This window comes from Mycobacterium sp. MFM001, assembly GCF_003402475.1.
Taxonomy (GTDB): domain Bacteria; phylum Actinomycetota; class Actinomycetes; order Mycobacteriales; family Mycobacteriaceae; genus Mycobacterium.
Genome location: NZ_BFAB01000007.1, coordinates 15,515 through 29,301, shown reverse-complemented (window position 1 = coordinate 29,301; position 13,787 = coordinate 15,515). Strand labels below are relative to the sequence as shown.

At 64.6% G+C, this 13,787-nt stretch carries 5 protein-coding genes; 4 read left to right on the top strand and 1 reads right to left on the bottom strand.

Going from position 1 to position 13,787, the window contains the following annotated elements:
* Window positions 1–26: 26 nt before the first annotated feature.
* The gene (locus MFM001_RS13590) at window positions 27–8,747 is read left to right on the top strand and encodes a BTAD domain-containing putative transcriptional regulator (protein WP_116376073.1); all 8,721 of its coding nucleotides are present in this window, start codon (window positions 27–29) and stop codon (window positions 8,745–8,747) included.
* Between the two features lie 35 nt (window positions 8,748–8,782).
* Here the strand turns inward: MFM001_RS13590 and MFM001_RS13585 are convergent, their stop codons facing one another.
* The gene (locus MFM001_RS13585) at window positions 8,783–10,306 is read right to left on the bottom strand and encodes an adenylate/guanylate cyclase domain-containing protein (protein ID WP_116375818.1); all 1,524 of its coding nucleotides are present in this window, start codon (window positions 10,304–10,306) and stop codon (window positions 8,783–8,785) included.
* 346 nt (window positions 10,307–10,652) lie between these two features.
* Here MFM001_RS13585 and MFM001_RS13580 point away from each other — a divergent pair, with 346 nt between their 5' ends.
* From MFM001_RS13580 to MFM001_RS13570, 3 genes are read left to right on the top strand one after another with little or no spacing between them, the layout of a single operon-like run.
* Complete coding sequence (locus MFM001_RS13580; protein WP_371685536.1) at window positions 10,653–11,573, top strand: histidine phosphatase family protein; 921 nt, start codon at window positions 10,653–10,655, stop codon at window positions 11,571–11,573.
* Window positions 11,574–11,614: 41 nt separating this feature from the next.
* Window positions 11,615–12,751: an acyl-CoA dehydrogenase family protein gene (locus MFM001_RS13575; protein ID WP_116375816.1), complete on the top strand. Its 1,137-nt coding sequence runs from the start codon at window positions 11,615–11,617 to the stop codon at window positions 12,749–12,751.
* Entirely contained in the window at window positions 12,748–13,776 is a 1,029-nt protein-coding gene (locus MFM001_RS13570) for an acyl-CoA dehydrogenase family protein (RefSeq protein ID WP_116375815.1), read from the top strand. Before MFM001_RS13575 ends, MFM001_RS13570 begins: the two co-directional genes overlap by 4 nt.
* Window positions 13,777–13,787: the final 11 nt, after the last annotated feature.

Here is a 13,787-nt window from a genome sequence, read left to right as displayed (position 1 = left end):
ATCGCGATGTGAGTACGCTTCATGCGGTGGAGCTGGGGGTTTTGGGGCCTCTCCAGGTCCGGCGAGACGGCACCCCGGTCACTATCCCGGGCGCCAAGCCGCGCGCCATCCTCACGATGCTCGGGCTGCACGGCGGGTCGGTGGTGTCGACCGAAACCCTGATCGAACTGCTATGGGGCGACGACCCGCCGCGCACCGCCGCCAAGGCCCTCCAGACGCACATCTCTGCGCTGCGTCGCACGCTGGGCGACGGCTTCGTTTTGACGCAGGGAATGGGCTGGATCCTGAATGTGGCCGAGACCGATGCCTCGCGCTACAAACGGGTCACCAAGATGGCCCGAGATGCCGCAGCCGCGGGCGACATCACCCAGGCGGCGGTCGCCTTCGAGGAGGCGCTGGCCCTCTGGCGCGGAACTCCCGAACTGCCCGATACCCGCCGCGGAATATCGGAGAAGACGCGCTGGATCGAGGGCCATGCCGCGCTGGACGAGGATCGCGCCGATGCGCTGCTGGCGACGGGCCGGGCGGCGGAGATCGTCGGCGAGCTCGAGGCCGCGGTCGCCGATGCACCGTTGCGCGAAAGGCGATGGGGCCAACTGATGCTCGCGCTTTATCGCGCCGGCCGACAGGGTGAGGCCCTGGGCGCGTATCAGCGGGCGCGGTCGCTTCTGGCCGACGAACTGGGCGTCGATCCCGGGCCGGAACTTCGCCGGCTCGAGGCCGCGATCGTTGCCCAGGATGCTGCGCTGGATATGCCTGTGGCACAGAATATTTCGTCGGTCACACGTGCCGTGACGTTTCTGCTCACCGACATCGAGGGCTCAACCGCTGCTTGGGAAGCCGACGCCGATGCGATGGCGGTGGCGCTTGCCCGCCACGACGAGCTCGTCGAACAGGTCGTCACGTCGCGCGGCGGCCGGCTGATCAAGACGCGCGGCGAGGGCGATGCGACGTTCTCGGTGTTCGAGCGACCGTCGGCGGCGGCGGCGGCCGCCATCGAACTGCAAGACGCCATCTCCCACGAGCCGTGGGAGCTGTTGGAACCCATGCGAATTCGGGTGGCATTGCACACCGGCGAGGCCGAGCTTCGCGACGGGGATTACTTCGGCCGAGCGGTCAACCGTGCCGCGCGCCTGCGGTCGCTTGCCGCGGGTGGCCAGATCTTATGCTCCGGAGCGACCGCCGAGCTCGTCGTCGACTCTCTGCCCGACGACGTTGTGCTCGCCGATCTCGGGATGCGTCAGCTCAAAAACCTGGCACGCCCGGAGCACGTTTTCGAGCTGCGGCTGGAAACCGCCGAGCGGCCGGAGGAGACCAGCGAAGCGCCGATCGAGCGGCCCGGCCTGCCCGCGATATTGACCGGCCCCGGGCCGTTCGTGGGTCGCGGCAGTGAGCTCGAACGATTGCTGTCCACGTGGCAGGCAGCGCTCGCGGGTGGCATGCAGGCCGTGCTGATCGCCGGCGAGCCAGGTGTGGGCAAGACACGTTTGGCCGGCGAATGGTCGCGCCTCGCTTACGAGCAGGGCGCGGTCGTGTTGTACGGACGCTGTGACGAGGACCTCGGTGCGCCGTATCAGCCGTTCGCGGAAGCTCTGCGGTCGCTGATGCCATGCTTGGGCGCTTCTCGGCTGCGCGGGATGCGCGGGGTCGAAGCGCTGCTTCCACTGATTCCCGCGATGGCCGATGTCCTGCCCGACGTGGCGGCGCCGGCGCGCGCAGATCCGGACACCGAACGCTACGCACTCTTCGACGCCGTCGTCGGTCTGTTGGAACTCGCTTCCGCGAATGCGCCCCTCGTCATGGTTCTCGACGACCTGCACTGGGCCGCCAAACCGACGCTGCTCTTGCTACGACACCTGCTGCGCTTCGGTGAAAAGGCTCGGGTGCATGTCGTCGGCACCTACCGCAGCACGGACCTCGACCGCTCCCATCCTTTGGCGGCGATGCTCGCCGACCTTCACCGTGACGGCACCGCCAACCGCATTCAGTTGAGCGGCCTGGACGAGGAGGAGGTGACGGCGTATGTCGCAGAGGCCGGTTACGACGACGAGGAGCTGGCGCGAGCGTTGGCGTCCGTGACGGGTGGCAATCCGTTCTTCCTCATCGAGGCCCTGCGCCATGTCGATGAAAGCGGCGGCCGTTGGGATCCGAGCACCCTGCCGCAGGGCGTGCGAGAAGCTGTGAGCCGTCGGCTTTCTCGGCTTCCGGCGGAGACGAACAAGGCCCTTGCGGCGGCCGCGGTCGTCGGGAGTCGCTTCGCCGTCGACCTCGTCGAGCGGGTTGTCGACCAGGACCTCGTCGACGCATTCGACGAGGCGTGCAAGGCCGGGATCGTCATCGAAGAAGCGGGCGGTCGTTACCGGTTCAACCACGCGATCGTCCGGCAGTCGCTGCTTGCCGAACTCCCGTCGGTGCGGCGAATGCGGCTGCACCAGCGCATCGCCGCCACATTGGAGAGCGAGTCCGACGCCGACGACGAGTTGCTGGCCGAATTGGCGCACCACTACTTCGAATGCGCGTGGGCGGGTAACGCGGCCAAGGCGGTCGAGTACTGCCGGCGTGCCGCAGATCAGGCGATGGCACGACTCGCCTATGAAGGGGCGGCCGACCTCTACGACCGTGCCTTGCACGCGCTGGAGGAACTTGACGACGAGCTGCCCGACCGTGACGATCAGGCCGCCGAACTGCTCATCGCGCGGTGCGAGGCTCTGCTGGCCGCGGGTGACGTGGCTTCGGCGGCGGGCGCGGTCTCGCAATTGCAAGGTACGACGGCCGATTCAGCGCGGCTGGCAGCATGGGCGACGTGCTTCGACGGTCAGCTCTCGATGCTGACCCACCCCGAGCGGCTGGACGAGGTGGAAGCCGCGTTGGGCGCGGCCGCCGACAAACTGGCCGGATTGGACGACGCCGCCGGCGAAGCCAAGGCGCATACCGTGCGCGCGGGTTGCCTTGCGCGGCTGGGACGAATCGGCGACTGCGAAATCGCGCTGGACAATGCGCTGACGGCTGCGCGCCGCGCGGGCGAACACCGCCGAGTGAACGCAGTATTGGCAGGTGCGCCACTCGCGGCGCTGTGGGGCCCCAATCCTGTTCCACGGGCTGGCGGTCGGTGCCTGGACGTGGTGCGGCTGCTTCGGATTACGACGGACTCGCCTGCGGTAGAGGCGACGTCGACGCGCTGTCAGGCGGTGTTGGAGGCGTTCCGGGGGCGCGCGGCCGCGGCGCGACGGATGATCGATTCGGCGCGGCGTACGGTCACCGAGCTGGGTCTGCGTCATGCGCTGCTGGAGGTTGAGCAGTTTGCCGGGATCGTCGAGCTGGTCGGCGACGATCCTGCGGCGGCCGAACCGCGTCTACGCAAGGCGTACAACGGTTTTCGGCGGATGGGGCTGGACGCGGATACCGCGGAGACGGCGGCGCTGCTGGGCCGCGCTTGTCTTGCGCTAGACCGCGAGGACGAGGCTGACGAATTATGTTCGGAGAGTGAGCGTCTTGCCGGGCACGCGCTAAAGGCGTCGATCGCGTGGCGAACGCTTCGGGCTTTGTTGCTGTCACGCCAGGGTGAGCATGGCGAGGCTCGGCGGGTTGCGGAAGCTGCTGTCGGCCTGGCCGAGCGTACGGACGCGTTGGTCGATCATGGCGACGCATGTTCAACGCTGGCAACGGTTCTTGGAGCCGCTGGAGACACCGCTGCGGCACGCACTGCTGCCGAGCGGGCGGCGGAGCTTTACGAGCGGAAAGGCGCTGCGGCACTTGCAGATAAGGCACGCCTCGTTCTCGGTGCGGAGCTGCCGCTCGCTCAGGCTCCACCCGAAGCGCCGAGCATCGAGTTAGACACCGCGGCCGCGCGAACGAGCGAACGCGCGATGGCCGCAATTAACCGCGGAGACTGGGACGAGTTCGAGCGGCTGTTTGCACCCCAAGGCTCCGTCGAGAGTCGCCGGAAGGTCGTCGGCTTTAAGCAGACGGAGTTCTCGGCAGTCGACGTGATGCATCAGACGAGGCGCGATCTCGAGACGGGGGTTATGCGGGCCAGCCATGTCGTCGTCGCGGTGCGGGGCGAGCGCCTGGCTCTCGCCCGCTTGGTGCTAAGCACCGCCGACGTGAGCCCTGGGGCGCCGCAGGACGAATTCCTCCAGGTGTATGCCGTCGACGAGGAGGGACGAATAGCGCTGCAGGTGTGGTTCGACCTCGAAGACATGGATGCCGCAATTGCCGAACTAGACGCCCTACGTGCGCGATTCGAGGAACTGCACCCAGAATCGCCGCCACAGGCCAAGCTCGACAACGCGTGCGCGCGAGCAGGTGAACGGGTGATCGCTGCCATTGATCGCCAAGCCTGGGACGAAATCGGGCAGTTGTACTCACCCAATGCACTCATGGAGAGTCGTCGGAAAATAGTCGGATTCAGGCAGATTGACTTGTCGTCGGACGACTGGGGACAAGCGAATAGGCCGATTCTGGAGAAGGGCGACTTGCGGCTCAGCCACGTGGTTGTCGCCGTGCGAGGTGAGCGCCTGGCTCTCTCTCGGGTAAGGGCGGACAGCGCCGACGTGAGCCCTGGAGCGCCGCAGGACGAATTCCTGAGTCTCTACGGCATCGACGAAGAGGGTCGAATCGCGCTGCAGGTGTGGTTCGACCTCGAAGACATGGACGCTGCGATAGCTGAACTCGACGCCGCCCACGCCCGGTTGGAGGGAGAGCATCCGCGCGTGCAGCACCTTGAGAACGCGGCAAGCCGACTCTACGAGCGATTCAAGGTGTGCTATGCGGCCCGCGACTGGCGTGCGATAGCCGAGATGGTAGCCGACGATTTTCGGAGCGATGACCGTCGCCGGGTAGTCAACTCCGGCCTCCGAGAGGGCCGAGATGCGATGATCGCCGAACTCTCGGGCATGGCCCAGGTCGGTATCGAGCTGACGTCAGACGTCATTGCGATCCGCGGCGAGCGCCTCGTGCTCAGCCGTATCAGAGCCTCGCATGATGCGTTCGACACCCTCCTACTGACCGTCTTCGAGCTCGACGCCGACGGAAGATGCCTGGCACGCATCGTGTTCGACCTCGACGACTTCGAGGCCGCTGTGGCCGAACTCGACGCGCGATACCTCGCCGGCGAAGCGGCCAGCCATGCACACACGTGGTCGGTAATCACGGATGCTTACGCTGCGCTCAATCGACGTGAGATCGCTGCAACGACACCGGACTTTGTGAGCATCAACCACCGCCGAGGGACAAAGTTCGCGCCCGGTGACCTGATCGCATATATCCATGCCACATGGGATCTCGCACAAGAGGGCACTACCTACATCGAGGCTGTGCATCGGCTGAATGATATCGGAGCGGTCGTCACCCATGTGACGCGCGGAAGCTCGCAGGAGGGCTTCGACGCAGAGTGGCGAGAAGTCTTCCTTATCACGGTCGAAGGCGACCTGCTCAGCCGCGGCGAGCTATTCGACGATACAGACCTGGACGCTGCGCTCGCGCGCTTTGAGCAGCTTTGTCGGTCGACGCCGCGACTGGAAAACGCGGCAAGCCGAACCTACAAGCGCTTCCAACGGTACTTCACGGTAGGCAACTGGGACGCCGTGACGGAGATGCTGGCCGACAACTTTTATCAAGACGATCGTCGTCAGGTGGTAGGCGCCGGAATCCGACACGGTCGAGATGCGCAGCTCATGGACATGCGGGCCTTCGCCGACATTGGGGCCACGAGGAGTACGGCGACGGTCATCGCGACCCGAGGCGAACGCCTTGTCCTCTGCCGGAGCTGTATCTCCGCCGAAGACCAGCAGCCCAACGCATTTCATATCGAGTTTCTCAGCGTCATAGAGATTAGCGCCGACGAGCGGATTGCAGCCCGCAGCGCGTTCGACCCCGAGGACTTCGAAGCCGCCATGGCTGAACTCGACGCGCGATACTTCACCGGCGAAGCGGCACCCTATGCGCGCGCGTGGTCGGTGATCACGGCGGCATACGCTGCGGTTAACCAACGCGAAGTTCCCACCACAACACCGGATTTTGTGAGCATCGACCACCGTTGTGGAGCAGCGATACCCCCCGGCGACATCATCGCCTACCTCCGAGCCGCATGGGACGACTCGCCTAACAGCAAGAGCGAGGTCTACATCGAGGCAGTGCATCGGCTGAATAACATCGGCGCGATTACTACCCATGTGGCGCATGGGATTTCACAAGAAGGTTTCGTTGCTGAGTGGCGGATGATCTGCGTCTTCGCCGTTGAGGGCGACTCACTCAGCCGCTGTGAGCTCTTCGACGAGGCAGACCTGGACGCCGCTCTCGCGAGGTTCGAAGAACTCAGCCGGCCAGCACCACGGCTGGAAAACACAGCAAGCCGAATGGTGGAGGAATTCCTGGCGCATTTTGCGGCGCGCGACTGGGATGCCATGGCAGCGCTACTGGCCGACAACATTTCAACCGAGGACCGTCGCCGGGTGGTGAATGCCGGCGTCCGGCAGGACCGCGATGCTGAGCTCAAAGATTTCCGGTCGGCGGCCGACCTCGGGGTCACCGATGCGACGTCCGACGTCGTTGCGACCCGTGGGGAGCGCCTCGTCCTCATTCGTTCGCGATTATCGCGGAGCGATGAGGAAGCCGGAGCATTCCACGTCGATCTGCTATGGCTGCTCGAGATCGACGCCGACCATCGGATCGGGGCCTGGGCCACATTCGACCTTGACGACATCGACGCCGCCATCGCGGAACTCGACGCGCGCTACCTCGCCGACGAGGCGGCTGCCCACGCCAACACGTGGTCGGTCATCGCGGAAGGCTACGCGGCGTTCAATCGACATGAGCCGCCTGCGACCACGCCCGATTGCGTAAATATCGACCACCGGCGCGGAACTGCCTTCGCACCCGGTGAGTTGTTCAGCTACATGCGTGCGGCATGGGACGACACGCCCGACATCACGAGCTACATCGACGCCGTGCATCGGCTGAGCGACTTCGGAGCGGTCGTCACACACGTCGCGCGTGGGACCTCACCAGAGGGCTTTGATGCAGAGTGGCGGTATACCCATCTGCTGATGGTCGATAGCGAAAGAATTAGCCGCAGCGAGCTTTTCGACGAAACAGACCTTGACGCCGCGCTTGCGCGATTCGATCAGCTAAGCGAGCCGGCTCCGCGATTGGAAAATACGGCCAGTCGAGTGCTCGAGCGGTACTTTGCACGCTTTGCGGCCCGCGACTGGGAGGTCATGGCCGAGACGCTATCCGACGACTTCTTGACCGACGATCGCCGACGGGTGGTGAACGCGGGGGTCCGGCGCGGCCGGGATGCCGAAATCGCGAACATGCAGTCCTTCGCCGAGATTGGGATGCTAAACATCGCGGTGAGCGGCGTCGCGACCCGTGGGGAGCGGCTCGTCCTCGGGCGCTACCACCTTTCTTTCCGCGACTGGGCCGAGCCTTCCAGCGGCGTGATCGGCGTCGTCGAGATCAACACCGACAACCAGATCTCGGCCCACGTCATGTTCGATGCCGGCGACTTCAACGCCGCTCTCGCCGAACTCGACGCCCGCTACGTTGCGGGCGAAGCAGCCGCCCACGCGCAAACGTGGTCGGCCGTCGAGCGCGGCTTCGCCGCGATCAACAGACATGAACTACCCGAGCGGACCCCGGATTGGGTCAACATCGACCATCGGCGCGGAGCAACGTTCGCGACCGGCGACATGACCGCCTACATCCGCGACTTGTTCGACAACGAGCCGGATTTAACCGCCTACGTCGGGGCTGTGCATGGCATGAGCGACCTCGGAGCCGTCGTCACGCAGGTGGCATCGGGCACGTCGCAAAAGGGCTTCCGGGCCGAATGGCGCGAGATCGGCATGCTCACGTTCGACGGCGGTCTGCTGAGTCGTTGCGAGCTGTTCGACGAGGCCGACCTCGATGCTGCGCTCGCACGCTTTGAGGAATTGCGCCGGCAGGTGCGGAGATTGGACAACGCGGCAAGCCAGGTGGGCCAACGCTTCTGGACCTACTTCGCTGCCCGCGACTGGGATGCCATGGCGACGTTGCTTGCCGACGACGTCTCCACTGACGACCGTCGCCGGGTCGTGAACGCCGGCGTCCTACACGGTCGAGACGTCCACATCGCAAGCATGCAAGCCTTCGCTGCGCTCGAAGCGAACATGACGTCGGCAGTCATCGCGACTCGCGGGGAGCGCCTCGCCCTTACCCACGTGAATCGCGACCTGCGGCCGGGAGAATTCGGCACCGAGTTGCTCTACGTCATCGAGATCGACGCTGACAACAGGCTCGCGGCGGGCGTCTTCTTCGAACTTGACGAAATAGACGCTGCCTTCGAGGAACTCGACACCCGATATGCCGCCGGAGAAGCGGCACCCTATGCACACACGTGGTCAGTCATCGCGCAGTCTTATTCAGCGTGCAACCGGCATGAACTTCCCGGCATGACAACGGATTCGGTTTTCGTCGATCATCGGTCGACCGTAACGACCGAGACGGAAGATCTGACCGCCTATCTTCCTGCCATGTGGGACCTCACGCCGGACATCAGCGCCCATATCGAAGCGGTACATCGGCTGAGCGAACTCGGAGGCGTAATCACCCATGCTGCCCGTGGAACCTCGCAGCAGGGGTTTGATGCCGAGTGGCGGGCGATCAACATTTGCACGGTCGAAGGTGGCCTGATAAAGCGAATGGAAGTCTACGACGAGGCAGACCTCGACGCCGCCCTCGCCCGCTTTGAGCAACTATCTTTGTGAGGCGAAAATTTCAATACAAAAATGTGTAGACCGAGTCAACAGGTCGACGCAGTCTGTAGGTCGAGCCCGAAGACTTCCACCGGACCTGACTTTCCCTTCAGGCTATGCAATCCCCGGTCGATCAGCCCGCGTGGTCGAACAACGAGGACGTCAACGGTGTGGTGGGTCAAAAGGATCGCGTCGCCCGTCGTCTTGGTGAGCTGCTCGACGCGGGCTGCCACATTGACGGTGTCGCCAATGAGCGTGAACTCCAGCTTGCCTCCGGCACCAATGGTGCCGGCGATCACAAGCCCGGTATTGATCCCGATGCCGATCCGAAGCGCGCCGGCGAATCGTTCGGCGACTAAGCGGTGAATCAACGCCGCGGCGTTCACGGCGGCGTCGGCATGAGCCGCGAGGTCGTTCGGTGCGCCAAAGACAGCCAGCGCACCATCGCCGAGGAACTTGTTGACGTGTCCACCGGCGTCGACGACAGCAGGCACGACGATCTCGAACAAGGCGTTGAGCCGGGCGACGGTGTCCTCGGCGGTATTCGCCTCGGCGAATGGGGTGAAGTCGCGGATGTCGACGAACATCACCGTCACCTCGCGGCGCTCACCGGTAAACACGTCATCCCCCTGCTCGAGCAGCCGCGCCGCCAGGGCCGGGTCAACGTAAGTCCCGAACGCACTCTGAAGCCGTTGTCGCTCAGCCAAACCCGCCTGCATGCGATTAAACGACGCGGCTAATGCCCCGAGGTCGTCATCCTGGACGACCGGCAGGCGCTGGCTATAGTCCCCCGCCGCGACGCGTTCGGCGCCGCTGGCGAGGTCGCGAATTGGTTGCAGAGAGGGCGAGAAGCCGAGTCCGACGGAGATCGGCACCGCGAAGGCAAGAGCCAACGCCCCACCGATCAGGACGCAAAGGATCGGGGCGTCATCGACCCGTTTGAACACGGCCGCAAATACCGCGCCACCAACACCGTACACGAACGCGACAGCAACCATGGACACGTTCGAGCGTGTGGCGAAGGTCGGCCGAGGGCGCGGCAGTGAATCACCAATTCCCGTATCACTGGTGAGCTCGATTCGAACTGGACGCCATATTGACTCGACGATGCTGTGATAAGCGACCAGCTGAATCGCTGTTACGAGGACGGCGCCCAGGACCGCGTATTGCGCCAGCCGTGACCACGTCGCTCCGGCGAGCGCACCGACGGTGACCGCTAACACGGCGCCCCATGCGCCAGCGCCCCAGACCGTTCGGACAACTGCCTTCCGAGCCTGGATGTAGGTGGCCTCCAGGGCTGCCAATCGATCGACGTTTCGGCCTGCTGCCCACTGCTCGACGAGTCGAATCAATCGGTGACCGGGAACGACCATGATGCATTCCAGCAACGGCACGGCCACGACGGTGACGAGTGCCGCCTCGACGAAGCGGCCGGAGTTCTCGAAGGCCACGATCGGAAACGATAAGACGGTGAGGTAGATCGGCAGCGAAACGAAAAAGGCGATCACGCACAGGACCCACGTATAGCGCGTGCCGCACCGATTCCATGCCCACTGCCAGATGCGATCCATGCCAGAAGATTAAATGTGCACCGCCTGTGATCCGGCGGAAAAGCCGCATCTTCTGCGTTCCGCGTTGGTCAACCCGCCAGTAATCGAGAGCAGGTCAAAGGCAACTTGGATCCGGCACTGCAAGTCCTCGTCATAACGACACAGTCACGTCATGGTCTCGGACTGTGAAATTTGTTGCATCGCAACCGCCCGAGAGTCGGATACTTTACTTCTGCCACAGGAGTCTACTTCTGCCACATGGGTGATCGCCCCACGATCGGCCAAACCGACTAACGGAACCGAAGTAATTAGCGGAAAGGAGATCTGCCATCGACCGACTGACCGCCAGCACGGATCCACACGTCCATTGCTGACAACGCAATTCCGCTCTGCTGCTGCAGTGCTGTTTTCGACGACCCTTCTGTACATCGGATCGGCGCCAGCCTGGGCCGACGAGTCGATCGTCATAGACTTCGTGCGACACGCGCAGTCGGTCGACAATGCAGCAGGCGTGATCGACACGGCGGTGCCCGGAACTGCACTCAGTCAGCTTGGCCAGCAGCAGGCGCAGGCCGTCGCGAGAGTCCTTGCGCCACAGGGCCCTTTCGGCGGGCTCTTCGCATCGCAGTTGACCAGGACGCAGCAGACCGCTGCGCCGTTGGCCGCACTGCTCGGGATGAACGTGCAAGTCTTGCCTGGCCTCAACGAGATCAATGCCGGCTCTTACGATGGCTTACCGGAATTCAGCTTCCAGGGGCTCCTGTATCTACTAGGCCCACTCGCGTGGGCGCTTGGGCTACGCAGCGCTCCGATGCTGACCCCGGGCTCCACTGACCCTAACGGGCTGGTGTTCGACAAGCGCTTTCGCGATGCGCTTCAAACGATTTACGGCAATGCCATGACCAACCCGGTCCGGGCCGCCGACGGCAATATCACCGAAGTCGCGTTTTCAAGCGAATTCGTCATCGAGGTCGGGACCCTGATGAACGTCAAAAACCCCGATCCGCTGCTCATGGTTTTCGATCCGCTACCCAACACCGGCATTGTCGTGATCCAGGGCAGTCCTCAGGACGGCTGGAAGCTGATCAGCTGGAACGGCAAACCTGTCTCGCCGCTTCGAAAGGACACCACGATGAGTCCTGAGGCGATGGGCCTGTGCATGCTGCTGAAGGTGCCGCCCAGGAACGGGCAATGCGAGACCAACCCTCCTTTGGAGGCAAGCGCTTCGCACACCGAGACGGCGACGGAAAACCTTATCGACCAGCTTCCCGTGGCATCGTACGAATAAACCCGTTCGTCGGCGCAGAGAATGTGGTTAGCCTGCCAAGCATGGCCGCATCGCCTGCTGCGCTCACCGCGTCGGAGCTGCAATTGCGGGAGCAGGTTCGCGCTTTCCTGGCCGAGACGCTGCCCTGGGGCACTTTCGAGCCCGGCCTCGGGATGGGCGCTGAGGTTAGTCGAGACTTCTCCGCCGCGCTGGCGGAGCGTGGCTGGATCGGCATGGCGGTCCCAGCTCGCTACGGCGGTCGCGACGCCACCGCCGTCGACCGCTTTGTCGTCGTCGAAGAGTTGCTGCGGTGGGGCGCCCCGGTGGGGCATCACTGGGTCGCCGACCGGCAGATCGCCCCGGTGCTATTGCGTTACGGCACAGAGGAACAGAAACGGTGGCTGTTACCCCGAATCTGCCGCGGCGAGTTGTGTTTTTGCATCGGCATGAGCGAGCCCGACGCCGGAAGCGACCTCGCGTCGGTGCGGACGCGCGGTGTGCGCGACACGGACGGCTGGCGAGTATCGGGCACCAAGGTGTGGACCAGCAACGCCATGTACGCCGACTACATGATCGCCCTGTGCCGAACCGGTGAGGGCGAACGCCATGCCGGACTGAGTAGATTTCTGATCGATATGCACGGCCCCGGCGTGACGGTCAGGCCAATCCCCTTCCTGAATGGCAGCACCGACCACTTCGCCGAGGTGATCCTTGACGACGTGGCGGTCTCGGACGAGATGGTGATCGGCGAAATCGGGCAGGGCTGGGCGCAGAACGCCAGCGAGCTGGCCTTTGAGCGCAGCGGCCCGGACCGGTGGATCTCGACATTCCTACTCGTTCAGGAGTTCATCCGCGAATGCCCAGACCTCGCCGCCAGTCCCGCCGGGAGCCGGCTGATCGGTGAGCTCGCGGCCCAATACTGGGTGCTGCGACGGCTATCGCTGGCCGTAGCCAGGGCGATCGACGCCGGCGGCACGCCCGCGGCCGAGGCCGCGCTCATCAAGGAGATGGGCACCCGGTTCGAACAGGATGTGGTGGGCTCATTGCGGGAGTTGTTGGACCACGAGCTCGTGTGCGGCCCAGAACCGTCGTTGTTCGAAGGCCTGTTACGTCGCGCCGTTCTGGAATCGCCGTCGTACACCATCCGGGGTGGCACCAACGAGATCCTGCGATCTGTCGCGGCCAAGGGTTTGTCATGAGCGACAACGAACTGTACGACGCCGCGGCCGAACTCTTTGGTGCCCACAGCCATGACGATCAGAAACTATGGAATGCCTTGCAGCACGCTGGGTTCAGCGACGTCCCTGTTCCCGAGGCGTTGGGCGGAGCCGGCGGCAGCGTCGCTGACGCGGTCCAGTTGCTCCGTGCCGCCGGAGCTCACGCGGCGCCTGTCCCCCTCGCCGAGGCCGGCCTCGTCGGCGGGTGGCTACTGGCGTCTGCCGGTCTCGCCCTGCCGCAGGGTGTTCGCACGGTACTGCCACCTGATGCGCCGCTCCGTCTCGACGACGACCGGCTCTTCGGTACGGCGCCTGCCGTGGCGTGGGGTCACCGCGCCGAACACGTTATCGGCCTGATCAACGGCGTCGTGGTGCTCGCACCCGGACCGGCTGCGGTGGGCGGCCCGGCGGCCAGTCGCGGAGTCAACCTCGCCGATGAGCCCCGGGACACACTGGTTTTCGACGGTGTGCCGGTAACCGCACGCGCAGACGCACCGGACGAAATCACCGAACAAACGCTCTGGGAGCGAACCGTACTGGGGCGTGCCGCGCTGATGGCAGGCGCTGTAAGTGCTGTCGCGGCTATGACATTGCGCTACAGCCGCGAACGTGAGCAGTTCGGGCGCCCCATCGGTCGTTTCCAGGCCGTGCAAGCCCATTTGGTCACCCTCCACCAACAGGCCGCCGTGGTGGCGTCGGCTGTTGACGGCGCGGTCGAAGCGGTCGAACTCGGCCGAGGCGGATTCGAAATCGCTTGCGCAAAAATGCTTGCCGACCGAGCCGCACAGCTCGTGACGGCCGCCGCCCATCAGACGCATGGCGCTATCGGCATGACGAAGGAGTACCCCTTGCATTATTTGACCCGTCGACTCTGGGCCTGGCGAGACGAAGCCGGAGGGCACAATCGCTGGGCGGACCGGCTCGGCGCGGCCCTGGTCGACCGCGGCCCCGACGCCCTGTACCCCGCCATTCAATCCGGATCGGAGATCGTGCAGTGGACCGACTGAAGCGCCCAGAC

What these genes read in the sequence shown, in the direction of transcription:
- MFM001_RS13570 (WP_116375815.1), top strand. Translation starts at nt 12,748, where the DNA reads ATGAGCGACAACGAACTGTACGACGCCGCGGCCGAACTCTTTGGTGCC.
- MFM001_RS13585 (WP_116375818.1), bottom strand. Translation starts at nt 10,306, where the DNA reads ATGGATCGCATCTGGCAGTGGGCATGGAATCGGTGCGGCACGCGCTAT.
- MFM001_RS13575 (WP_116375816.1), top strand. Translation starts at nt 11,615, where the DNA reads ATGGCCGCATCGCCTGCTGCGCTCACCGCGTCGGAGCTGCAATTGCGG.